Origin of the sequence: Burkholderia sp. Ac-20353 (assembly GCF_017104785.1) — a bacterium.
Lineage (GTDB): Bacteria > Pseudomonadota > Gammaproteobacteria > Burkholderiales > Burkholderiaceae > Burkholderia.
In genome coordinates this window covers 26,038-47,263 of the sequence record NZ_JAAGPL010000044.1, presented here as the reverse complement: position 1 = coordinate 47,263, position 21,226 = coordinate 26,038, and the positions used below count along the sequence as shown (strand labels likewise).

Genomic DNA, 21,226 nt, shown 5'->3' with positions numbered 1-21,226 from the left:
CCGTCCTCGCTCGTCCCAGTCTCGGGACATAGTCCTTCTTTCACTGACGGCTCGGTCTCGGGCGTGTCCGGCTTTTGTGCATTGCCAGCGTCCGGCTTTCCACGGCACCTAGCGTTGGCCGGCAGTGTGTTGCATGGCCTGCTGTTGACGATCACTATTGATCTCCTGTGAATTGAATTTGCGTTGGTGTTACGCAGCCACTACGGCTGGCGGTTCTTTGATCAGGAAATAGCGAACAGTGCCGACGTGCCACAGGCCGTCGCCGCCCCACGCACCTTCGCGTACAGACTCGATTTTCCAGCCTCGCTCTTTTAGTTCAAAGATGCGGGTGGGCAACTGCACGAACCCGCCGGCGGCGCGTCCTTCGAGCGACCCGAGGCCGCGACTACCATGGGCGCGGAGGATCGCGCCAAGGCGGATCAGTTGCGCTTCGCTTTCCGTCGTGTCGACCTCGATTCCGAGTTGTTTCCAGTGGCAGCGGAGCGCCTTGAAATGAGCCTCGATTTTGCGTTTGATGTTTGCCGATGACTCTCTACCGGTGATCAATGGTGCCCTTGGAATGGCGGAGCAGCCTCGGGTTTTTCTTGGTGTCATGCCTTACCTCACTATTTGTGACCCGCTTCGTGTCGATCAAGCAGTGCTTGAATGGCTTCAACGGGCCACAGGAGCCGGCCATTTGGCCCCCTGACCGGCAAGACGCCCCAGAAGTCACCGTGAACGCAGCAGCGCTGGTAGACCGTGTTTGACGTGATTCGCATGCGTTCGGCGACCTCTTTCGTAGTGAAGAATCGCTGAGTGCTCATCGTTTGCTCCTTTACAAATGAAAAGGCCCGCGAATGCGAGCCGTGATGTGTGGGTTGGTGAAGGTCTGTGCCTGTCGTGCAGCACGGTTTGGGCGCCGCCGACGAAGCCTTGTTTGGCAAGGCTTTGCGGGATTTATGAGTCGAGAATCAGGCCTTCCGGCGCCGCCGTCGCTTCGCGCGGCGCGCGCCGTGAAAACCTTTGCAGATAAGGCTCTGCGAGATTCGAAGGGGCGAAAACTGCGAATTTGCGCACGCCGGATGCGCGTTGCCGGGGCGGACGTAAAAAGGCCGTCCTGATGCGGCTAGTTGTCGTTCTCTATTTCGCCCTTGACGGGCTCAATTGCCTTCAGAAAGTGCCTCAGACATTCCCCTGCGGTGTGCACCGACCGCGTTTTCGATGTCGTTTAGAAGTTCGAGATAGTCGCGCTCGTGATGACTCCAGGCAGAGAGACGGACGCTGGAGGCGTGAGCTCGTTCGGCGTCGGTATAGCGCCGCAGGCCACTGCCATTGCAGTCTGCGCAGCTGGAAAACTCGTCGATGTCGATTTGGATCATCGAGCTGCCACCGCATTCTGTGCAGCGGTCGTCCAGATACTCGTGCAGTGCCGCATGAACCAAACTCGTTGACACGCAGCACCGGTTGCGTCGCTTGAACTTCGCACAGAGCTGGTCGACGCATGCGTGATACACGCCACGGTCATAGCCATATTTCAAGCGCTCGAGATCGGCGCCGAGCGCTGAGCTGGACATGCCACGTGCCGTCAGCACGTCGACGTCTGTCATGTGCGATTCAGCCCACGAGAGATTGCGAGAATTGACTGCGCGTGCTTCATGGCGACGCGAGCGGAGCAGGTTAGTCATCGAGACTTCCTTTGATAGGCCGCTAGGGAAGCGGACAGATTTGATGCGCAACTTCCCCACCTAGGGGAGTTGGCTTTTCTGGTCTAGTACCTTCGCTGATTGCCCGGGGATTACTCGTTGTCTCGAGCAGTGCCTGTCGGATCTAGCTATGGTCGTTGTTATCGCTTAAATCAATTATAGATTGGTTTCTATGATTGCAAATATCAAAGATATTTGCGCTTCGCGCGCCGGATATTGATCGCCTCCGATTTGAGTTGATCTATATTGATTGTGCGTGATAAATTAGAATAAATACTCTAGTTATCGTTGGTAACTGTATGGCAGCGCCGCCGGAAACTAGACAAGAAGCCGGAGTTGCATCGTGGCGAAGTGCATGATGCCACGTACCCCTCCGGCATAGGCGCAAAATCGCTGGCTAGTTCGAATCGACTCGCCCGGTGCGGGCGATCTCGTTTAGCGCGACTTTTTGATCTGCGTACCAGCGGATCAAACATTCTCGATCGTGGCAGTTCCGTTCTCGATAGTTCCACTGTTGCCGGACACGTTGTTTAAATGCGGCTTGATCAACCGCTACGGCCTTGGCTCGAGTGAATATCGCTGCAAGCTCAACGTCGTCCGCCGCAAGCTGTGCGTCACTGCAAATAAGATGTTCGGAATCGGATCGAGCCTTTGAGCAATCAAAGCTTGGCGTTACCGCTGGACCATGGGATCCAGACTCAGCTTGTGCTGGCGTTGATGGAAAAGCACTTGATTGTTTGATTTCTCCCGATTCGGCAACGTCGGGCCGGCCAAATTTCGGCGGGTCATCTTTCCGCACCGGAACATACTTGCCATCCGCGAATTGGTAGACGTGGTTCGCGAAGTACCTAGGTCGCCCCGGAATCTCATAGGAAAAGCCGACCTTTACATCGTAATGTGCCGGATTCTTGCCTTTCAAGAACGTTGTTTGAACAGACACCTGCTCCTGCTCTGATTCTGCTGTGTCAGCGTCTGATAGAAGTCGAACGAACGTTCCATCACGTCCTCGGAGAAATGCGTCGGTGGCGGCGGTAACATAGCCTTGGTGTAGGCTTTGCCCATAGACGACGAGAGCGTAGCTCTTGTCACCGGCTGGAACCCATTCAAAATGGTCGCCCACCGAACCATTCGCCCCCATTGACGCAACATACGGTGAGCTCGACTCCACTTTCCATTTCTCGCCATCCCGAGTGAAGATCGCGATCCCAAGCAACCCGGTACAGGCATAGCAGCCGCCACCATCCGGGACAGCGTTTGTAACGAGAACCTTTTTTTGCTTACCGTCTTCAGAAAGGTCAAACGCGGCCAGGCCCGTCACCAACAAGGATTTTCCTGGAGCGAGAGCCAAGTTGTCTCTCCAAGGAAGTTCGGATGGAATTGACGCGTCCTGCCACGTGGCGGCCTTTGTGTTTGCGTCGTAAGGACCGTACAGCAACTCCAATGCAGCAGGGACGTTGAAAGCTCCCGAGATAGCGCGTGAGGCCATTGCGACTGCGCAAGCGGAACTCATGAGCTCGCTCATTCCGGGTTCGGACTTGGCTGGCACTGGTCCGTCATTTCCCGGATATTCCTTATCTGCCGTACCGTCCGCGCGGTATTGAGTGCCAGCAAGTCGTTGCGCTGAGTCCCGGCAGTTCGTCACGACGTCGAATCGCGCATAGCCTTGCTGAAACGCCTTCAGGGCATGAATGACGTATCCGCTGCCCGCGCGAGCAATATCCGTTGGGTTGAACCAAAGTTGGGCAGCATCGCCGGAGCCGCCAACCTGCTGGTATCCAGGGAACTGTTTGGACGACGTGGTCTGGTCTGACTGACCTGACTGCTGCCCGCAACCCACCACAAATGCGCTGGCACATAACACGCCGGTGGATGCGACGCGTATCAGATATGAGCCGCTTGCTTTCATGCTTTCAGTGCCTCACTCTCTGTATGCGGCGCGACTCGGCTCGCTTCACGACGGAGAGGGCGAGTGTTGCGTTCGATTGCAAGCAGGACGAGAACAAGACTGAATAGCGCAATGAGCATAAGTCCACCGACGGCGACTTCGCCGACAAATTTCAACGTTTCCCATTTCTCCACGCGCTTCGCGGCAGCCGCTGTGTAGCGCTCCGCTTTCGTCTTCATGTAAGCATTGATCGCGTCAACTGCATCGACTTTGCTCGCGTCAGTTACCGCTACAACAGCCCCCATCTCATCGAGATATTCTTGGCGGTCGACCTCCGGAACATCGTCCAAATGGCGCTTGATGACCTGGGCGTTGTCCCCGGATGCGTAGTTCTGCAGATTGAAGGGAATGCGATAACCCTGCAACGGACTTGCGGGCGGAGTCTGATCTGCTGGCGGCCGAGCACCCTGCGGCGATTGAGGCGCGGGCGCAGGGGGTTCCGCAGGTTTCAATTGGTCGACGATCTCCTGTGGAGAGACCTTTGTCGTGACCTGTTGCTGCCAAACGGAAACTCCGTAGAGTGCCCCCACGACTATTCCGGCGAGAAGCACGGTGACGCATACGAGTGCAACACCCCGTGTGATAGTAAACAGCGCTTTGCGCTCAAACCCCTCGACAATACTCATGCCCACACCCCGTAGCTTGTAAGAAAAATGTATTTAAGGAACCGACGCAATCGGCTACGGACGATTAAACAGCAAAATTTGCAACCCCTGCAATACAGGCATATCGCATTCCACCGCCATGGAAACGTTCTCCATGCGCCAAATTCTCCGTTTGTCACCAATGAGCACTGGCGAAATCCGCCATGATATTGGCAGCAACCGTCTAACCGAGGAACTTTGCGGCCACGTACAATTCGCCATCTTCCATTCGCCCTTTGCTGTCCGGCATGCTCGCGGCCTTCATGGTTTGTTGTGTACTTGGAATCGCTGGCCTATATGGCTTTGCGAGTCGCATAGATCCCAGGACCGGTAGGATCAAGTTATTGTGTGCAAGTGGCGGAGCCAAGCTTTCCGTGCGTACCTGCCTGCGTACCTCGGCGGCGCGAACTGCCGAGATGGTTGCCAGCCAGCCCGATACCGTGGAAACCAAACTGGAAACCAGGCCCGCCAGCCGTTGACGATTCCGCAACAATCCGTGCTGGCGGATTTTCCGATGCGGGTTTACCTTGGGGGAAATTCGTTCGGAAACTGCGAAGCGCATATCCACGCACGCGCCGCCACGTAAGGCTTTCAGCCGATTGAGTCGTTCCGAAATGTACGAGGTAACGCGCGGAAAAATTCGGCGTTGTCTGCCGTCGGCGTGGTCTTCGATTGAATCTGGAGCGAGAACTAAGACCAACAGGGGACGATGATGAATCGTTTGTGGATTGCTGCACTGCTGGTGGTGCCAACGATGTCGCTCGCTCAAGGGATACCAGAGAACTGCCGTGCGCCGATGGCAAACTTCGTAGAGCTTTCAGCTATACCGAAGATGCTCCACCTCCCATCGGACGGCCCGAAAATCTTGGGAATCGTCCCGACCGGCAACTCTCATGCACGCGAGATCGGTAATGGCCGCTATCGAATCGACTGCATGATTTCAGTTTCCTGGGATGACGGCCACGTCGACGAGAACTATCACTTCAGCACATGGGAGAAACCGGGCGGCGGCTATGGCGGCAGTTATAGTTCCGGTCGAGCGGCTTCCGCGAACTGGTCTGTGTCCGAACGGCAGACTAATCCGCCCTCTGTCGAACAGCGAGTCGCTGCGGCCGTGACGGCACATAGCAGTGACAGCATGATATGCAATCCGTCGCGCGACAGATACGCGTGCGGCGCGCCTGCGGTGGACATTGGGAAACTGGCCGCCTCGTTGCTAGCAACGGCGGGCACGCAGGCGGCGTGGACGAACAGCGGGGGGCTGCCTGTGAAGTGGGTGAAGCAGAGCGATATACCGAGCCGTGACGGTATCTTGGTGTTTGCGAACGGAGCACTCGGCGATATTCGCATCGCCCCGAAGAGTGGCGGCTTGACCCAGATAGGCATCAGCACAAACGATTGCACGTCCGCCGATTCGAGCGTATGCGCTGGCGATATTCGCGAATCCCTCGAGAGGGCCGGTGTTACCGTGCAGCGGGTATGCTATGGCGACTCGGGGCCGCAATATCAAGTATCCGGACCGCATGGAGCTCCCGCCGTGATTACTTGGCGGGTTTCCGGGCCCGACATGGTGAGGATGCGCGCTGCCACCACCTACATGGAGATTTTCCCCGGCATGACGGCGGAACAAGATGCTACGGCCGTCCACGGATGCAAGGAAGACACGGCAATGTGAAGCAGGCGTCTCGCGCGGAACGGGCTTCGTCAGGCTCACGTCGTCGAGTCTCGTCGGCATGGCGGCAAAGCGTTAAGCCTGCCTCAGCGGCTTCTGGCGCGCGCGGTGCGGCCGATCTTCCGCCATTGCTTCGCCAGTTTTCGCGACCGTCTCGCGCGCGCGTGCGTACTAGTCGCGAATTTTCAAAGGGCAGCTCACTCAGCCGTTTTGGTTATGCAGCCTGCATCAACGCTCTTTGGAGTTACCAGTCGACCGGCGTGACTGACGAATCGGCTGTTGGTACACTGCGCGAAAACAAGCGGGGGATGATATGGCTCGGGGGTTTGTCAGCAGCATGAATCGACTTGTGCGCGAAATGGAGCGTTCCGCTCGCGCTAGCCAGCGCGAAGCCGAAATGCAGCACCGCGCCCAGTTGCGGGCAGTTCGAGAGGCTGAGCGTGCCCAGCGCGCATATGAGCGAGCAGCCAAAGCCGACGAGAAGGAGCAGAAAAGACTCTACGCCGAGTCGCAAGTCGCTGACGCCGAAAGCCGGAATGAGCAGATCGAAGATTGTGTGCAGTCTCTCGGACAGATTCTGGCCAACGGGTTGAGCCGCAACCCAACGATCGATTTCTCGGAGTTATACGTTACCCCGATCTATGATTCGCTCGACTTGAGTGATCTTGCTCAGATATATGCGGAGCCTCTCTGGTCCGAGTACGAACCAGAGAAACCCAAAGGCATCGCGAGCATGTTCCCTTGGGTCAAAAGTGCTTACGAGCAACGCGTCCAAGCGGCGAAGCGTGCTTTCGAGCAAGCCCATCGGGAATTTCAAGCAGCAGAGGATCATCGTCAGGCTACTATCAGGCAACGCCATAAGGAACACGAGCGCGCGGTCGAGTGTGCCAAGCGTCAAGCAGACGACCATAACCAAGCAATAAAGCAGTTCCTCGAGGCTTTCTCGCAGTGCGATCCTGATGCCATTTCGTCGTATTTCGTCACTGTCCTCGGCAGCAGTCCGTACTGTGACGGCTTTCCTCAAAAAGCCCAGGCCGAATACCAGCCCGAATCGAAGCAATTGATCGTGGCCTACGACTTGCCAGAATACGACGCCCTGATCCCAAAGCTAAAGTCAGTGAAATACGTCAGAACTTCGGATTCGTTCACCGAGAGTGCTCGGCCAGAAAGCCAGCGCCGCGCGCTGTACGCTGAAGTAATTGCGCAAACGGCATTGCGATCCATCCACGAGATCTATGCATCGGATTCGCCCGGGTACGTCGACACGGTCGTTTTCAATGGCTACGTGCACGCGATCGATAGAGGGACTGGCAAACCCGTCCATCCGTGTATCGTCACGGTTCGGACTAACCGTGACACTTTTGGTGACATAGATTTGGCGCAGGTGGATCCGGCCACCTGTCTCAAAGCACTGAATGCCTCCGTGTCCAAGAGCGCTGCGGAATTGGCGCCTGTGCGGCCAGTGCTCGAGCTGAATATGTCGGATCCGCGTTTCATCGAAGAAGGTGACGTGCTCTCGACACTCGATCAGCGGCCTAACCTGATGGACCTAACGCCAGGCGAGTTCGAATCGCTGATTACAAATCTGTTCCAGACGATGGGCCTCGAAACCCGGCAGACGCAAGCTTCACGTGACGGCGGTGTTGACTGCGTGGCATTCGACCCGCGGCCCATCTTCGGTGGCAAGGTGGTGATTCAGGCCAAGCGCTACAAAAACACCGTTGGCGTCAGCGCTGTCCGCGATCTATTTGGCACCATGCAGAACGAAGGGGCATCGAAAGGAATCCTCGTTACTACCAGCGGTTATGGAAAGGCTGCGTTCGAATTTGCCAACGGCAAACCGATCGAGCTTTTGGCTGGAAGTAACCTGCTTTATCTGTTGCAGGAGCACGCCAACGTCGAAGCAAAAATTGTCATGCCGGACGACTGGAAAGATATTGCTGTTGACCAATAGGTGCATTAAACGGGCTTCATCGAACGCTGCCACTTTTATGCGGCAGCGTTCACGTCAATTGTTGCCCTAGACTTCGTTTTTCAAACGGTTCAGGCAATCACGCAGGAATGCATTGATCCGCTTTTGCTGTTCACGCCACTCGGCCGAGCGCATGCCGTGCTTTTTTGAGTTCGCTGCTGCGGTGGTCTTGCCGGCCTCAGTCTGCGGGCCAGTTGACCGCTCCCATGGCTTCCATCGCCTGATTGCCTCGGCCTGCTTTGCCCGCCGTTCCGGCGTCCATCCGTTCGCCATGCTGGTGCTCCAAAAGTTCGTTCGTCCGGTCACGGCCTTCTTCCCGTGCGCGGGAGGGCGGGGCAGTGCCGTTATTCACCTGCTGCTGATGCGCGTTGTTCTGCTGCTTGATGAACGCCACCTGCCGCGGGTTCTTGATTTCGCCCAGGATCTTGAGTGTCGTCGCCGATTGCTGCTGCGCTTTTAGGGCCATGCGCATGTATGCCTCCGTCGCCTGCAGATGCTTGCCCATGCTTTTCCCGACCATATGGGCGCATTCTCCGAACAGCGTGTTCAGTGCAATGGCCTGCGTCACCAGAAGGCGCTCCACGCTGGACATGTCGCCATCCCTGATCTGGCCGACCATATCGTTCATGGCGAGGCCTAGTTCCACCACGGAGAGCTTTTCGCAGGCCATCGGCGCTCCAAACATCTGCATGATCTGGATAGACGCCATCCCTCCGTCGACGGTCATGCGAGCCTTTCGCGCTGCACGCACCTGGGCTTTTTCGATCTCTTCCGGGGTTGCCTCATCGCCTTGGCTTGCAGCTTCGGAATGCGTGATTGCTGGCGGGTTTGTCATTGCTTACCTCCCTTGCGGCCGGCGCGCTCACGCTCCTCGGCCAGTATCTCGAACAGCACCGGCCGGAACGCCGGCTCGACAATCCGCCACGCAGTGCCCAGACGCATCACCGCGCCGCGGTCGGTCAACCTCGCCTCATGTCGCCGCAACCATTTGCCCATGTCGGCGGGCCCGGTTAGACGCGGACTGCCGAAGCACCAGATGGAACGCATCCGGGCGTTTTCGTGCAACCACGTCTCCAACGGCACGAGACGCTGAACCTCAGCCTCACCGGTCGACGCAGGGCGAACTTCAGAACGAACCGTCTTCATTGACGCCCTCGCGATAGTCGATCTGATCGAAGTTGTTCCAACGGCTCCGGAGGGGCTTAGAAGGGGCTTTCGGTGCGTTTTCGAAGCGAGCATCGTCGTAACGCAGGCGTGACGACTGAGATGGCGCCTTACCGTGTACTCGTGCCGCCTGTTCTCCCGTGACGGTCAGGACGCATTGGCCGTCTGCATAGCGCCAGAGACGGAACCAGTTGTCCCGGACGCAATTTCGGAAGGCCGCACGCCAATCCCGATATTTCTTCGCCGGGTTGTCCAGATGGCGCTCGCGGAACTCCAGCCAGGCGAGTTCGAGGAAATCGTCCGGGATGCCGGCGCGCTCGGCGTAGCGATAGGCTGGATCGTCGGCCGGAATCGACATCTCGCCAGCAGCCTTGCAAGCATCGAGGAACTCGGCCATCGTGACTTCTTCGTGCCGACGTTTCCGTTTCAGTAACGTTTCAGTATCGGGCAGCATCGATTGCTGGATCATTGCTGCATCTCCTTTGCTTGAATGACCGGTAAAGATGGCATCTCTAGAGGGTCACCGTCTGGCGGTGTAGAGAACGCCCCAAAAATGGCCTTCATTGCACCGTCTGGCGGTGTAGCGGAAGGGGTCTCTATACCGTCTCGCGGTGCAATAGGAGTGGCCTCTACACCGTCTCGCGGTGTAAGGGCTGCGTTTTCAGATACGCACTGCGCACAAACCCGGCCGCAGTTCCCTCGTCGTACCCGTCCAGTTTGTCGAGCGTCTGCCAGGTCAGCGCGTACCAGCTCGCGCGGTTCGGCCGTCGACCCTTCGCCGTCTCGTAGATCAGACCGGCATCCAGCAATTCCTGCTTGGCTCGCTGTATTGTGTCGTTGGACGTCCAGCCCCGGGGCTTGAGGTGCGCCAGCGTCGCGATCAAACGTCCGTTGTCGTCCCCGTGGTACTGCCTCGCCATCTCGAGCAAGAGCGATCGAGCAGGGTGCGACAGTGACAAGTACGCCGGGCTGTCCAATACGCTCCATGGAATCGCGAGAAAGCCTCCAGCGTCCCGGCTGGACTTGCTGTGTCGCCGTGGCTTCGCCATACATCACGCACCTCCCAGCAAGCGACCAGCAGTCGACGCGAAAGACGCGGCGGCCTCTTTTGCCTGTTGGTACGCAGCCTTGTGATCGGCACCAGCAGCGATGGCTCTGCGAATCGCGTTACGAATGACCTCCTGCAGATTGATGACCATCAAGCGTTGGCTGTCCGTGAGTCTGTCGCGCATTCCCGGGCTGATGCCTGCCGCCGTGTTCACAAGCTTGTTGGCGTTGCAATGGAAGACGTTGTCGTCAGCCATACTGCCGTTATCGTGGGCGAGCTTTGCCAGTGCCATTACCTCGTCGTGCAGGGCGTGATACCCCGGTAGGTAGGTAGCATCGGCCAAATTTCGACGCTCGCGGGCCTCGCGGAAGGCGAGGACGAGTCGGGCTTTCAGGTCGACGACGCGTTCGGTGTTTCGAGACAGCGACAGTAGGAAGTAACACTGGTCCTCGTTAATAAGGGCGAAGCGCTCTGGACGACCGCCAGCGCTTCCGCGTGGAGGTTTTCCGGTTTCAAACCGGAGAACCCCGAAGCGCTCAAAGTGTTGGCGGTGATCTTCGATCAGTTCGCGGACGTGTTGATGTGTCTGTCCCAGGTATGCCGCGATCACGCGGCTATCGACGCGCGACTCTCCGCGTGACTCATGAAGCGTCAGTGCGTTATTATTCGGCTTATCGTTCTGGGCTGCCTTGCTTTGCGGGGTGGCCATTTTTTTATTCATCGTCGCCGCCGCCGTCGATTCCGTTATAAATATCGATTTCTGGGGGCTGCACATTGGCAAGCAGCTTGAGCAGGGTAGACCCCAGATCTTCATGTCGCATCTCGCCCAAAGCGCGCTTGGGCGAAAAGCTTTCCCGTCGACTATAGAAAACTTCGACAAGGCCGACCCGGGAAGGCCTAATCTCAAAGAAAAGCGGTTTCGAGTCGTGCAGAATTTCCGGATCGTCAAGGCTAATAGGCATCGAGGATTCCTTCTGCATACGAGCATGCTCAAAGGCATCTTTGGCATTCTCGGCGGCGCGGGCGGCTACGCTTTTGGGCACTTCCTGCTCGTTGCGCTGCATCGGGTTAAAAGCGCGGCTCCAGAGGCTCATACGGCCTCCCCATTCAGCAACTTCTGAATGTCCGAAACCTTCCACGCGAGGCGGCGATGGACGCGAATCGGGCGAATCGGTCCGTTCTCGAGGCAGGCCCATTTCCGTAGAGTCTGCGGTTGCCGGTTGAGCGCCGCGGCGGCATCCTCGGTCGTGAGTGTTGGCTCAATGCCGCGCGCTGCAAGCGAGGCCCCGAAGTGGGGTGTTGATTGGGCGGTATGCATCGTCTGTTTCCTTTCCGCGCTGTGCGGTTCGTTGATCGACGATGAAATTGAGTGCCTGGGGAAATTGGGGTGGAAGGGCTCAATCGGGAAACAAAAAAGCCAGCAAACCCTTACGGGTGCTGGCTTTCGGACATTTACGGTTGCTACTGCCCTAGACGTTAGTCGGACTGGCCCAATTTTCCCAGTTTCCCAAAACGCTTCGAGGGCTGGTTTTCCCGCCACCAATCGCCTTGAATCGCATCCCGTTTTATTGTGGCGGCGCTCAGGGGACCGCGAGGGCCCAGTATCTTGCGTGCGCGGCATTCAGTTTCCGCATGACTAGCTACGTCATCCTGCGTTGGATACAGGTCTTTCGCGACATGGCGATCGATGTACTCTAGCGCGATTTCACGTGCGCGGCTGACCCAGGTCGGCGATGCCGCGTTAGCCGAAGGCGCGGACGTATGAGCGGTTAGCGACTGGCTCGCCGGCGCGGTCTCGCCGCGTTCAGTGTTCTGATCTGGAGTGGAAGCGAACGATGGCTTGGTGAGGATGCGTGCCTGGGCGATTTCTGGCGCATATGACATGGCCCAGTCACGCAGATCCGACTTGCCGATATGGAATCGCGTGAGCCAATCGTGTGGGAGATCCGTGCCAGCCCATCGAACGCCCGTGAATTGCTCGCGTAGCGGCAACGTGGTCGAGAGTTGACCAAAAAAATTGAGGTATTCAGCCCGGACCGTCGGGAGTTTGGCATCGCGCTCGGCCTTCTCCCATTGCCGTCGCTCGGCAACCTCGACAGCGAGATATTCGATCCAGCCTCGTGGCGACATGCTGATGGTTTCGTCTCGCGATAAATCGTCCAGTTGCTCCGACCATGGGATGAGATGTACACGCACATCTTCAGGCTTGACGGGATAACCCCACTTGTCGGTTTCTTTGCGAGCTACCGCCTCACGAGCTCTCTGGTGCGCGTCTTCGATTTCGTCGTTAAGCCATTCGATAAGTTCTGCCGTTGAGACGGTCGACTTCGACGGGGCAATGCGGGAAATGTGGCTTACGTTCTCGTAGTCCGCTTGCGATGCGACATCTGCCGAAAAATAACCCTGTCCGGCGCAATCGATCAGGTACGAGATGACGTGATCCCGCGGCTTCCCGGTGTTCTTGACAACGAGGCTTGCAGCCTCGTCAATGGTTAGCCGGTCGGGGAGTCCAGCCGACGTTACATGGTTGTGGTTCATCTGCGCTCCTTCAAGCGCAAACCTTCAATCGGGAGCCCCTGCCAGGCCGGTGAAGGTGTCCGGCTTTTCGCTCCGTCGAGCTAGGCAGAGGCAAAACGGGTCAAGTCCGCCAACTACGCCACGTCTTCCACGTTGGAAAAGTTGGCGAACATGGCGGAGTTGGGGAAGTTGGACAACATGCCTATGCCGGCTCGTTCACCCAATCATTAAAATGTTCGTGGTTGCACCCCGCCACCATGATGCGCGCTGACGCCGAATCGGCTAAATCAGCCACTTGACGAAGCAGTTTGGCAAAGTCGCGCAGGCAAATGGTGGTGGGTGCAAACGTCTGCGCTTGGTCCGCATTTTCGGCAAGTTCCCGATAAAATCCGCCCCCCTTGCCCGCAATAAGGGCGGTCAACCGCCAATTGCGACCTACCTGCTCTTGGTTCATCACGAGGTCAGCTAGCTGGCGAACATCCTGTGGCGCAATGGCAGGCTCGCAGTGCAAGACCTGCTCATAGAGTTCGTCGAGTGCCTTGTCGTCGAGGGTAAAATCAGCTTCAGCCATGATTCAAGCTCCTTTTTAGCTTGGATTGTGGTTAGGTGGCCTTGGTGTTGCAGCACCTTGGCCGCCGCTTCTGCCTGATACCGTCAGGCGGCGGTCAAACTACTTCGCGGCCTCCAGGCGCACCACGGCGCGGCTTCCCGTTGCTTCGGCGTAGCGGGACAGCGTGCGCAGCGACGGCATCGTGCGGCCGCTCTCCATGCGCGCGATGGTCGATTGGGTCGTCTGCATCTTCTCGGCCACCTGTTCCTGAGTCAGTCCGGCACGCACGCGAGCGGCGATGAGTTCGCGCGCGACGGCAAATTCCGGCGCCTGCGTCTCGTACTCGGCCTGGGTAGCCGGGTCCGCCAGCAGGCGCTTCTTCAGGGTTGCAAGGTCAGTCATCGTTCAATCCTCTTTCATCCGGGCGTAGGCCGTTTCGATGGCACGGCGCGGAGTCTTCTGTGTCTTCTTCACAAACACGTGCAGCACAACCAGCCGCCGCCCGGTCCTAGTAACGTATATCGCCCGCGCGATGCCATCCCGGCCCGTCATGCGGATTTCCCACAGCTTCCCCTCCAGCGGGCGCACATGGGGCATCCCGACACGCTGCGGCCCGAACTCCGCCAGCATTTCCGCGATGTGCACGAACCGGGCGCGCATATCGGGCGGCAGCGCCAGCAATTCGGCTTCGGCCTCGGATATCAGCTCAACATGCCACGTCATCAGTTTATCTCTTTTTTGCTATGTTTGCAGGTTACTGACTGACAGCCTGCAGGCCCTGTTGGTTCTGTTCGGGCTTGAAGTCGATACGGGCCTCCTTGAGAATCCACACCTCCAGCTTGTCGTGCCACATGCGCAGCAGGTCGAGCGGGCGCACGTTGTAGTGGCGCTCGGCGATGGCGGACGGCTTGTGGCCCATGATTTGCGCCTTGATGCCGGACGGGACTTCCGTCCATTCGGCCAGGCTCGAGAATGACCGCCGCAGGCCGTGCAACGTCACTGGCGCGATGCCCGCAATCCCGCAGACGCGATGCAAGGCGCTGTTCGGCGCAGCCAGTCGGCCCCCGCTCGAAGTCTTGCTGGCGAATACCCAATCTGGCGGCCGCCACGTTTCGCCCTTGGTCTCAAGGCTGCGCATCTGTCGGACGTTCGGCGGCGTGTCGTTGATGCGCTTCAGTTCGAGCAGCACGCTGGCGAAATAAGGTGTCAGAGGAATAACTCGCCCGGTCTCAATTTCCACCTTGTCTTTCAGGTGCAGGCTGCGCCACCGGAAATCCACATCATCCCAACGCAGCTCGGCCAATTCCTCGCGGCGCGCGCCGGTCAGCAGCAGACCAATCAGATACGCCTCCATGACCGGATTACTGAGCTGGCGGACCGCGGCGAACCAGGCGGCCAGTTGCTCGCGCTGAATGGAATCGGTCTTGGCGGCCTGTTTCGGCAGGGCGTCTTTCGACAGGCGGGTGGTGACGGCCTGCGGGTCGATGAGCCCCTGATATTCGGCCTTCGATTCGCACCACGTCGCGAAGATGCGCAGAAGATTGAAAGCGAGACGGGCACGGGCCGGACGCTTGGCGGCCTCATCCGTCAGCCATTCGCTCACGCGGTCGGCGCTCAGGTCCGACAGTTTGAGTGGCATCAATGCGGCGAGCGGCCCGGGTTCCGTCAGCCCCTTGCCACGCTTCTTCAGCTGGCCACCGGCGCTGGCGAGGGTTACATGGTCGCGGTGATGCAGGTCGCTCCACTTCGAGCGGCGAGCCTCGATGTACGCAGTCCACGCCTCGGTCAGAGTCACGTCCAGGCGGCGCGCCTCAACTTTTCGAGCTTCATGGGCGGCGCGTTGCTCGGCGGCTTCCTCGCGCGGGTCTTTGCCGGCGTCAACCAAGCGTTGAAGGCGGCGCGCTTCGTCCCGCGCATCATCAATGCCCCAGTCTTTCGGCGAGCCAATCGTGACGCGCACCGTCGCCCCGTTCAGTTTGCCCTGATAGATATAGGCCAGCGCGCCCGCCGCCGTGGCACGAAGGCCTAGGCCGGAAGCACCGCTGTCCCAGAGAAACGCCTGAGACTTGCCAGCGGGGCAGCTATGCCCGTTGACCCGCCCCGCCGTGAAATTGACCTTCGCCACTGTCGCCACCATTCGGGTTTCGGGTTACATACGTTCCATGTAACCGCCATGTAACCCGATTCTAGGCAGACAAATCAACGCAAGTCAACAGGATGTTGTAACCTTAATCGGCTGTATACGTTGTCTGTAGAGCGATACGCACAATTTTGTGAATTTCAGTCAATGCGGGGAAATGTCGTCTTTAGAGGATTGTGATTCCTGTCGTCGTGGGTTCGAGTCCCATCAGCCACCCCACAGAATGCATAAACAAAACAGGCGCTTAGGCGCCTGTTTTGCTTTTCACGATCTGAATTCCGGAACGGAAATCGCAATTTCGGAATTCACTCTGTCGCGTCCGCGGCTTTCACCTCCCGTCGATCGTAGTGCCGAGGCGTCGCGCCTGGGTTCGCGTGCGCCGCGAAATCGTATGCATCGACATCGCGATTCGTGAGCTTCGTCGGAATCGCGACGGGGCGAATGTCCTGCAACGAGAAGTAGTCGGGGTGCTTGGTTGGCATCAGTTCGGTTTGCAGTCGACGAGGTCGGTCCAGCAATGCGAGCGAGCAGACTCGGATCGAGAGGCGCGTGCGAGAAATCGTCGCGAAACGTATCGGGCACTACGACTCGCTCGGGCCGGTTGATGCCCCTGACGCGTTCGTGATCCAGATCGATGAGGGTGACCTTTAGCACAGGTGCACCTTCGCGAACCGATGGCCGAGACCCAAGGGTGCGTGTCCGTTCGTAGCCGCGCACGGAGTCGAGGCCATTCCACAGATCGGCAAATTGCTCGCTGGCAGATTCCCCGTCTTCGTCGTAGCCGCCTCCGCCAGCAGTACTCCATGCGTGCATGCGTTCGGCGTGCGCGTCCGCCTCGCTGATATGAGCGCTCTCCCCATGAGGACGGGCGTCTGCAGGAAGCCAGGCCCGCAATCGAAAGCAAGCGCGTTTTTATGTTTGCATTGACGAACTAAAACCCATATAATTTCGCCCGCGGGGTGGAGCAGTCTGGCAGCTCGTCGGGCTCATAACCCGAAGGTCATAGGTTCAAATCCTATCCCCGCAACCAACATCGAAGCCCGCTCTGCGAAAGCAAGCGGGCTTCTTCGTTTCCATGTCCGACGCTGTCTGCGTTGGGTGCGCGCCGTGCTGATGCGGCTCGTTGTCGTGATCGAGCGCGATCGCCCGATTCTGCTGCGCCGTTCTGGCGCCGGGCTTACGCATCCACGAAACGAAATCATGCTTCATCGCTTTGACGAAGCGCTAAGTCATCCAATTTATATGGACTTCTGACGATTTTCGTCGCCGGCTTCCGGACAATTTGCGGCAAGAACATTAGCGTTCGGTCGGCAATGTAGCGGTCCTGCCTGAAAACAACGCGCAAGGATGCGCCGTCGTCGCAGCGGAATTCGAAACCATCCGAGCGCCAACGGACGTTGCTTTTCTCCGCCGCGCCCCGGCCATCCCGTTCGGGAGTGAGGGTTTTCCCGAGGATAAGGTTGTCCGCGGAGATGCCGTTATCTTCTCTTGACACAGCTCGTGCCAGAGGTGTGCCAAACACTTGCCCGCTCTCATCCCCTGAGAGCGGGCTTTTTTCGTTCTGGTCAGTCGTGGTCCGGGTTGCCTGTCAAACGGCCACAATGGCTGAATCGACCACAGGCTTGGCGGATCGCACCAGTTTTTCGGCGATAGCATTGACCTCAACCTCTCAGCGTCCTCTGGCGCGGATTTCGCGCTATGACCCTCCCGCTAGCGCGCCGACAAACAGCGGGTGATTGTCCCGGCGGCTCCGGCTGCCGGGTTTTTTTTGATCGATCGCCCATCGCATCCTCAAGTCAAAAAATGCGGGCGCCATACAAGCCGTCCACAAGCTGCTTTTCAATTCCCGTAAGTGCCGGGTTTCTCTATCAAGTAACCCAATTGCTTTGAACGTCCCGACATCGGGGCGCATTGCAGTTTATATGCATTCCGAAATAAATAAAGGCGAAGATAAATCGTCGCCGACGTGACCGCGTTCAAGGACGGGTACCATCCAGGCAATATGGCGGTGTCGGCCACCACCAACGATGTCTCAAACCGCCTAGCTTTTGAGACAAATTGCTCGTTCTCCAATGCTACGATCGCCCCGATTTGAATGAAGGGGAGCGGGGTGACGACCAAACTCGTTGCTGCGGGTTACATTTGCGAAATTGACATCGACGGTGACCCGCGAAAGTTTCATGTCGACGTCGTGTGCCGGCACGATTCATATCCCACCAGCATTCATTTCAACGAGTTTGCCGATAGCAGCGGCATTCGTCGAACCTCGTTCGGTATCCATTTGCCCGCCGAACTCTGGCGTCCCGCGAAAGAGGGCGGCCTTGAGGTTGTCTCCCGCAAGGCAATCAGCCAGGCTCTCCGCAGTGGCTGGTTCGACGTCAGTGGCCATCGTGAGTACGACGTCGTGTTCAACGAGATCGCCGAGTGTTGGCCTGGCGTGTTGAGGCGCGCGTGACGGAATGGGGCGCGGTTGCCTGGCGGCCGCTTGGTGACATAGAGGTTGGCGTCAGCGGACTAGCTTTTGATAAAAGTACGCCGGTCCCCGCTGGTACGATCACCACGAATTGAATATAGGTGACCAGAATGATGATCGAACTCTTCGCACCAGGTTATCTCTTCGAAGTGGACGTCAACGGCTATGCGCGAGGCTTCCATGTCGGTGTCGTTTGCCGAGACGATTGCTTTCCGACCAATATTCAATTCAGCGCATTCGACGATTTCAGCGATACCTGGTTCAGCATCCCTTTGCCCGGGAAACTCTGGACCCGCGCGAAAAGTGACGGACTCGAGGAAATCTGCCGAAGGGCAATCAGCCACGCGATCAAAAACGGTTGGTTTGGCGTCAGCGGCAACCACGAATACGGCACGTTCGACGAGACCGCCGAGGTCTGGGCGGGCATGTTGGAGGGCGTATAGCAAGGTCCCGTCCATCTCTCGCAATCAGACGATGACAACAGCGTGCTGAGATGGGTTGGCTGAATTTCCCGATCGATTCCCAGGCAAACTTGCGCGTCACGCACCTTCACGGACGCCATATCAGCTTCGCATCGATCGATGTCTCGGCGACGGGGCGGAAACCAAGCTGCTCGTAGAGGCGACGCGCCGGATTTCCGTGAACGACGCTCAGGGAGACAGGGACGCGTTCGAGTCTGGCCTCCTCGAGGACGGTGCATAGCACGAGTCTCCCAACGCCATTTCCTTGGTGATCGGGCAGTATCTGAATCTGGTGCAAGTGCCATTCGTCAACGGCGCGGCTCAGTTTAAGCAGCCCTATACGTTCACTTCCTTCGCAAATGATCGTCGCGTCTTCGAAGTGCAACCGGATGCGCTGGTCGTGTGCGTCGTCGTCGACAGGCAAGCCGACCCGCAGCAAATGCTCGGTCATCGTGAGCTTGCGAAGACTCAGGAGAAACGGCATGTCGGCCGACGATGCGGCTTGCAACGTGATGGGTCGGTTCATGACACGAACAACATCGACGCGGCCTCGCGATGCTCTTGCTTTATCCGGCAGACGAGATTGCAACCTCGGCTATCGAGTCAGGCGAGACGGTCTGCTCGAAGTGGAAATCGCAGGCATCGAGATACACGCGCTCGCCGCTTGCGGCCGGTCCGCGTCGCGTGACGGCGCGCAGGATTTTCTGCGTGCCCAGTTCAAAGGCCAATAGCAATTGCGGTGGGGTTGTGTCGGCGGCGCCAAGCAGGCTGCAAACGATCGTGCCTGGTAAGGCGTAGGCCCCGTAGCCCCATCCGAATTGGTAAGCGGAGAACCATATGCATGAATCCCGGCATATGATCGCTGTGGTGAGACTCGGACCCGAGATGCTCATTGTGCTTGCAGACGCTTGCCGAAAGAACCCATAGACTAAGGTATGCGGTGGGCGAACGCCAGTCCCAAGATGCTGTCGGATGCAGCCATATCGGGAGACACGGCGAGCGTGGTTCAAGGTCCCCGCAGCGACGCATGGATATTGCGCGGCCGGGGAGAGCGTCGCTGGTCAGGGACAACAACTGCAGTACGCACGGAAGCGCGAATCGCGACTCTACGTAGAGGAACGGCCAGGTGTTCATTTGCCTTGACGTCACGCATCCCGGACGTGATTGCCGATGCGGGCGTCAGCATGCGACGTGCTGTTGTCGACTGCCAATTCCGCGTGAAATTGTGCTGCGTCGAGCGGGCTGTCGAACCGATTCAGAAGCCGCCAGTAGCAGCCGGCCCGATCCTGTATCCGCCGTCAGGCGTCGAGATCGCACAGCCTGAGAGGACAAGCGCGATGAGTGCGGTGACGACGAGCGAGGCGAATTTCATCGGTTTCCGGGGCCTGTGTTGGTAACGAAATTGAAAGACCAGCATAGCGCATCTATGCCCGATGTCATCAGTTCGAAATGCAATTCGGATGCGTCGTGATCCCGTTGACGTATGTCCTCGTCGAGGCGCCGCGTCACGATTCCTGTACGGCGCACTGCAGTCGCCGCCGCGTGGCTCAAGCGCGCCGCCAGCCGATCGCATCGTGTCTGACTCGCGAATCGCGAACGGGCGCATGGCCGTTTCACTGGTCGTCTTGACCGATTCGAACAGGTGTTTGGCGGATTGTGCCATTCCGAAACATTCTTTCATTCGCATAACATGTGTGCGTAACGATCCTCGTGCCTAGGCTTGTACTTAGGCCCATTGTCGATGTCGTGTCGGCAATGCCTTGGTCCCGGCAGCGCATCTCGTGCTGTCGGGATTTTTTTTGCCTTCGGCCGGCGGTCCCGCCGAGCCTGCACGGCAACTCGATCGTGCCGGGTGCGTGGTCGACCGAATCACTGCTGCGCACACCCGTGCGGATTCACGCTGGACAAGCGCGCCGCGATTCGGAGATGATCGTTCCACGCGTATCGCCCGCAAACGAGTTCACGGAGGTCCCGATGTCGGTATTCGCAGTGAATGGCGTCAGAATCGATCCACGCAGTGGACGCGTGACCCACGTGCGATGGGGGCAGGTGAATGCCGCGGGTCGTGCGTGGATCGCAGCGCCCCGTGAAGCGCCGGTGGCGGAGGTGGTCCGTGCCGTCGTCGGAGGCGACGACGTCCATGTGATCTTCGACGCGTCGGGAGATCATGTGGCGGGACCGAAATTGAAGAGCGTCGTCTATCGCGACGCCACTGAAGGCATCGAGCTCGATGTGGATGCGACGAGAGAGGCCCGCACGCTCAGGGATCTTCCGCAGATCTGAACGGTGCGCAACGCATCGTCGAAACGTCCTCCGCGTCCGTCGTGCGAAAATTTTTTGCCCGACATGTCGATTCCGCATCCGCTCGTCCGTCGTATCGTCGGAGGCGTACGCATCGTGCGCCACGCCTCGCTTTCCAAACCGACAACCGACCGAAGGAGCGATGCTCATGTCCACGTCCGTCAAACCGATCCCCGAAGGGATGCGTACGCTGACCCCTCATCTGATCTGCGCCGGCGCCGCCGATGCGATCGAGTTCTACAAGCGCGCGTTCAACGCGGTCGAGCTGTTCCGGCTGCAGGTCCCGAACGGGATGCTCGCGCACGCTTGCCTGACCATCGGCGATTCGGCGCTGATGCTCGTCGACGAGATGCCCGAGCATGGCGCGCTCGGGCCGCAGGCGCTGAAAGGCACGCCGGTCGTGCTTCACCTGTTCGTGCCGGACGTCGATGCGGCGATCGCACAGGCCGTCTCGGCCGGTGCGACGCTCAAGATGCCGGCGACGGACATGTTCTGGGGCGATCGCTATGGCCAGGTCGAGGATCCGTTCGGGCATCGCTGGTCGCTCGCGACGCACCAGCGCGACCTGACGCCGGAACAGATTGCCGCCGCGATGGCGAGCGCGCCGGGGTGCGGCGGCTGAGGGTTCGCGCAAGAGCGGCGTGGATCACGCGCGAT

At 58.5% G+C, this 21,226-nt stretch carries 24 protein-coding genes and 2 tRNA genes; 8 read left to right on the top strand and 18 right to left on the bottom strand.

Features of this window, described 5'->3' with window-relative positions; translation table 11 throughout:
• Positions 1-189: 189 nt before the first annotated feature.
• The 4 genes from G3N94_RS15645 to G3N94_RS15630 all read right to left on the bottom strand — a co-directional run bounded on the left by G3N94_RS15645 (position 190) and on the right by G3N94_RS15630 (position 4,253).
• Positions 190-594 (bottom strand): helix-turn-helix domain-containing protein, encoded by a 405-nt coding sequence (locus G3N94_RS15645; protein WP_205793416.1) that lies wholly within the window; start codon positions 592-594, stop codon positions 190-192.
• Between the two features lie 545 nt (positions 595-1,139).
• Entirely contained in the window at positions 1,140-1,664 is a 525-nt protein-coding gene (locus G3N94_RS15640) for a hypothetical protein (protein ID WP_205793415.1), read from the bottom strand.
• Between the two features lie 415 nt (positions 1,665-2,079).
• Positions 2,080-3,588: a hypothetical protein gene (locus G3N94_RS42375; protein ID WP_241021870.1), complete on the bottom strand. Its 1,509-nt coding sequence runs from the start codon at positions 3,586-3,588 to the stop codon at positions 2,080-2,082.
• A complete protein-coding gene (locus G3N94_RS15630; RefSeq protein WP_205793414.1) occupies positions 3,585-4,253 on the bottom strand; it encodes a hypothetical protein in 669 nt (222 codons plus the stop codon). Before G3N94_RS15630 ends, G3N94_RS42375 begins: the two co-directional genes overlap by 4 nt.
• Positions 4,254-4,980: 727 nt before the next feature.
• Here G3N94_RS15630 and G3N94_RS15625 point away from each other — a divergent pair.
• The gene (locus G3N94_RS15625; protein WP_205793413.1) at positions 4,981-5,946 is read left to right on the top strand and encodes a hypothetical protein; all 966 of its coding nucleotides are present in this window, start codon (positions 4,981-4,983) and stop codon (positions 5,944-5,946) included.
• Between the two features lie 334 nt (positions 5,947-6,280).
• The gene (locus G3N94_RS15620) at positions 6,281-7,897 is read left to right on the top strand and encodes a restriction endonuclease (RefSeq protein ID WP_205793412.1); all 1,617 of its coding nucleotides are present in this window, start codon (positions 6,281-6,283) and stop codon (positions 7,895-7,897) included.
• 196 nt (positions 7,898-8,093) lie between these two features.
• Here G3N94_RS15620 and G3N94_RS15615 read toward each other — a convergent pair whose 3' ends face one another.
• From G3N94_RS15615 to G3N94_RS15560, 12 genes are all read right to left on the bottom strand, one after another.
• Positions 8,094-8,750 (bottom strand): hypothetical protein, encoded by a 657-nt coding sequence (locus tag G3N94_RS15615; protein WP_205793411.1) that lies wholly within the window; start codon positions 8,748-8,750, stop codon positions 8,094-8,096.
• Entirely contained in the window at positions 8,747-9,061 is a 315-nt protein-coding gene (locus G3N94_RS15610) for a hypothetical protein (RefSeq protein ID WP_205793410.1), read from the bottom strand. The genes G3N94_RS15615 and G3N94_RS15610 overlap by 4 nt, the downstream gene beginning before the upstream one ends.
• The gene (locus tag G3N94_RS15605) at positions 9,042-9,548 is read right to left on the bottom strand and encodes a hypothetical protein (RefSeq protein WP_205793409.1); all 507 of its coding nucleotides are present in this window, start codon (positions 9,546-9,548) and stop codon (positions 9,042-9,044) included. Before G3N94_RS15605 ends, G3N94_RS15610 begins: the two co-directional genes overlap by 20 nt.
• Positions 9,549-9,708: 160 nt before the next feature.
• Entirely contained in the window at positions 9,709-10,008 is a 300-nt protein-coding gene (locus tag G3N94_RS15600) for a hypothetical protein (protein ID WP_205793407.1), read from the bottom strand.
• Positions 10,009-10,131: 123 nt separating this feature from the next.
• A complete protein-coding gene (locus G3N94_RS15595; RefSeq protein ID WP_205793406.1) occupies positions 10,132-10,848 on the bottom strand; it encodes a Rha family transcriptional regulator in 717 nt (238 codons plus the stop codon).
• Positions 10,841-11,221, bottom strand: coding sequence for a hypothetical protein (locus tag G3N94_RS15590; RefSeq protein WP_205793405.1), 381 nt, complete (start codon positions 11,219-11,221; stop codon positions 10,841-10,843). Before G3N94_RS15590 ends, G3N94_RS15595 begins: the two co-directional genes overlap by 8 nt.
• Positions 11,218-11,445, bottom strand: coding sequence for a helix-turn-helix domain-containing protein (locus tag G3N94_RS15585; protein ID WP_241021869.1), 228 nt, complete (start codon positions 11,443-11,445; stop codon positions 11,218-11,220). Before G3N94_RS15585 ends, G3N94_RS15590 begins: the two co-directional genes overlap by 4 nt.
• Before the next feature lie 158 nt (positions 11,446-11,603).
• Positions 11,604-12,665 carry a hypothetical protein gene (locus tag G3N94_RS15580; protein ID WP_205793404.1) on the bottom strand — a complete coding sequence of 354 codons (1,062 nt, stop codon included), beginning with the start codon at positions 12,663-12,665 and terminating at the stop codon, positions 11,604-11,606.
• 181 nt (positions 12,666-12,846) lie between these two features.
• Entirely contained in the window at positions 12,847-13,215 is a 369-nt protein-coding gene (locus G3N94_RS15575; RefSeq protein ID WP_205793403.1) for a hypothetical protein, read from the bottom strand.
• A 99-nt stretch (positions 13,216-13,314) separates the two neighbouring features.
• Positions 13,315-13,596: a helix-turn-helix transcriptional regulator gene (locus G3N94_RS15570; protein ID WP_205793402.1), complete on the bottom strand. Its 282-nt coding sequence runs from the start codon at positions 13,594-13,596 to the stop codon at positions 13,315-13,317.
• 3 nt (positions 13,597-13,599) lie between these two features.
• A complete protein-coding gene (locus G3N94_RS15565; RefSeq protein ID WP_205793401.1) occupies positions 13,600-13,917 on the bottom strand; it encodes a type II toxin-antitoxin system RelE/ParE family toxin in 318 nt (105 codons plus the stop codon).
• A 31-nt stretch (positions 13,918-13,948) separates the two neighbouring features.
• The gene (locus tag G3N94_RS15560) at positions 13,949-15,331 is read right to left on the bottom strand and encodes an integrase family protein (RefSeq protein ID WP_241021868.1); all 1,383 of its coding nucleotides are present in this window, start codon (positions 15,329-15,331) and stop codon (positions 13,949-13,951) included.
• 107 nt (positions 15,332-15,438) lie between these two features.
• Between G3N94_RS15560 and G3N94_RS15555 the strand changes: the two genes are divergently transcribed.
• Positions 15,439-15,553, top strand: a tRNA-Ser gene (locus G3N94_RS15555).
• 86 nt (positions 15,554-15,639) lie between these two features.
• Here G3N94_RS15555 and G3N94_RS15550 read toward each other — a convergent pair.
• Positions 15,640-15,816 (bottom strand): hypothetical protein, encoded by a 177-nt coding sequence (locus G3N94_RS15550; RefSeq protein WP_205793400.1) that lies wholly within the window; start codon positions 15,814-15,816, stop codon positions 15,640-15,642.
• A 471-nt stretch (positions 15,817-16,287) separates the two neighbouring features.
• Here G3N94_RS15550 and G3N94_RS15545 point away from each other — a divergent pair.
• The 3 genes from G3N94_RS15545 (at position 16,288) to G3N94_RS15535 (ending at position 18,250) form a co-directional block, all read left to right on the top strand.
• Positions 16,288-16,364 (top strand) — tRNA-Met (locus G3N94_RS15545).
• Between the two features lie 1,080 nt (positions 16,365-17,444).
• Positions 17,445-17,789, top strand: coding sequence for a hypothetical protein (locus G3N94_RS15540; protein ID WP_205793398.1), 345 nt, complete (start codon positions 17,445-17,447; stop codon positions 17,787-17,789).
• A gap of 128 nt (positions 17,790-17,917) precedes the next feature.
• Positions 17,918-18,250: a hypothetical protein gene (locus G3N94_RS15535; RefSeq protein ID WP_205793396.1), complete on the top strand. Its 333-nt coding sequence runs from the start codon at positions 17,918-17,920 to the stop codon at positions 18,248-18,250.
• Positions 18,251-18,356: 106 nt separating this feature from the next.
• Here the strand turns inward: G3N94_RS15535 and G3N94_RS15530 are convergent, their stop codons facing one another.
• The gene (locus G3N94_RS15530) at positions 18,357-18,794 is read right to left on the bottom strand and encodes a GNAT family N-acetyltransferase (RefSeq protein ID WP_205793393.1); all 438 of its coding nucleotides are present in this window, start codon (positions 18,792-18,794) and stop codon (positions 18,357-18,359) included.
• 1,448 nt (positions 18,795-20,242) lie between these two features.
• On the opposite strand from G3N94_RS15530, the gene G3N94_RS15525 reads away from it, so the two are divergent.
• Positions 20,243-20,551, top strand: a complete 309-nt coding sequence (locus tag G3N94_RS15525) for a phosphatidylserine/phosphatidylglycerophosphate/cardiolipin synthase (protein ID WP_205793391.1) — start codon at positions 20,243-20,245, stop codon at positions 20,549-20,551.
• 166 nt (positions 20,552-20,717) lie between these two features.
• Positions 20,718-21,191, top strand: a complete 474-nt coding sequence (locus G3N94_RS15520; RefSeq protein ID WP_205793390.1) for a VOC family protein — start codon at positions 20,718-20,720, stop codon at positions 21,189-21,191.
• The last annotated feature ends 35 nt before the right edge of the window (positions 21,192-21,226 follow it).

Coding starts and splice junctions, on each gene's coding strand:
- G3N94_RS15550 (WP_205793400.1), bottom strand. CDS start 15,816: ATGCCAACCAAGCACCCCGACTACTTCTCGTTGCAGGACATTCGCCCC.
- G3N94_RS15610 (WP_205793410.1), bottom strand. CDS start 9,061: ATGAAGACGGTTCGTTCTGAAGTTCGCCCTGCGTCGACCGGTGAGGCT.
- G3N94_RS15640 (WP_205793415.1), bottom strand. CDS start 1,664: ATGACTAACCTGCTCCGCTCGCGTCGCCATGAAGCACGCGCAGTCAAT.
- G3N94_RS15645 (WP_205793416.1), bottom strand. CDS start 594: ATGACACCAAGAAAAACCCGAGGCTGCTCCGCCATTCCAAGGGCACCA.
- G3N94_RS15575 (WP_205793403.1), bottom strand. CDS start 13,215: ATGGCTGAAGCTGATTTTACCCTCGACGACAAGGCACTCGACGAACTC.
- G3N94_RS15620 (WP_205793412.1), top strand. CDS start 6,281: ATGAATCGACTTGTGCGCGAAATGGAGCGTTCCGCTCGCGCTAGCCAG.
- G3N94_RS15530 (WP_205793393.1), bottom strand. CDS start 18,794: ATGAACCGACCCATCACGTTGCAAGCCGCATCGTCGGCCGACATGCCG.
- G3N94_RS15535 (WP_205793396.1), top strand. CDS start 17,918: ATGATGATCGAACTCTTCGCACCAGGTTATCTCTTCGAAGTGGACGTC.
- G3N94_RS15615 (WP_205793411.1), bottom strand. CDS start 8,750: ATGACAAACCCGCCAGCAATCACGCATTCCGAAGCTGCAAGCCAAGGC.
- G3N94_RS15595 (WP_205793406.1), bottom strand. CDS start 10,848: ATGAATAAAAAAATGGCCACCCCGCAAAGCAAGGCAGCCCAGAACGAT.
- G3N94_RS42375 (WP_241021870.1), bottom strand. CDS start 3,588: ATGAAAGCAAGCGGCTCATATCTGATACGCGTCGCATCCACCGGCGTG.
- G3N94_RS15580 (WP_205793404.1), bottom strand. CDS start 12,665: ATGAACCACAACCATGTAACGTCGGCTGGACTCCCCGACCGGCTAACC.
- G3N94_RS15525 (WP_205793391.1), top strand. CDS start 20,243: ATGTCGGTATTCGCAGTGAATGGCGTCAGAATCGATCCACGCAGTGGA.
- G3N94_RS15630 (WP_205793414.1), bottom strand. CDS start 4,253: ATGAGTATTGTCGAGGGGTTTGAGCGCAAAGCGCTGTTTACTATCACA.
- G3N94_RS15585 (WP_241021869.1), bottom strand. CDS start 11,445: ATGCATACCGCCCAATCAACACCCCACTTCGGGGCCTCGCTTGCAGCG.
- G3N94_RS15625 (WP_205793413.1), top strand. CDS start 4,981: ATGATGAATCGTTTGTGGATTGCTGCACTGCTGGTGGTGCCAACGATG.
- G3N94_RS15565 (WP_205793401.1), bottom strand. CDS start 13,917: ATGACGTGGCATGTTGAGCTGATATCCGAGGCCGAAGCCGAATTGCTG.
- G3N94_RS15560 (WP_241021868.1), bottom strand. CDS start 15,331: ATGGTGGCGACAGTGGCGAAGGTCAATTTCACGGCGGGGCGGGTCAAC.
- G3N94_RS15570 (WP_205793402.1), bottom strand. CDS start 13,596: ATGACTGACCTTGCAACCCTGAAGAAGCGCCTGCTGGCGGACCCGGCT.
- G3N94_RS15605 (WP_205793409.1), bottom strand. CDS start 9,548: ATGATCCAGCAATCGATGCTGCCCGATACTGAAACGTTACTGAAACGG.
- G3N94_RS15590 (WP_205793405.1), bottom strand. CDS start 11,221: ATGAGCCTCTGGAGCCGCGCTTTTAACCCGATGCAGCGCAACGAGCAG.
- G3N94_RS15520 (WP_205793390.1), top strand. CDS start 20,718: ATGTCCACGTCCGTCAAACCGATCCCCGAAGGGATGCGTACGCTGACC.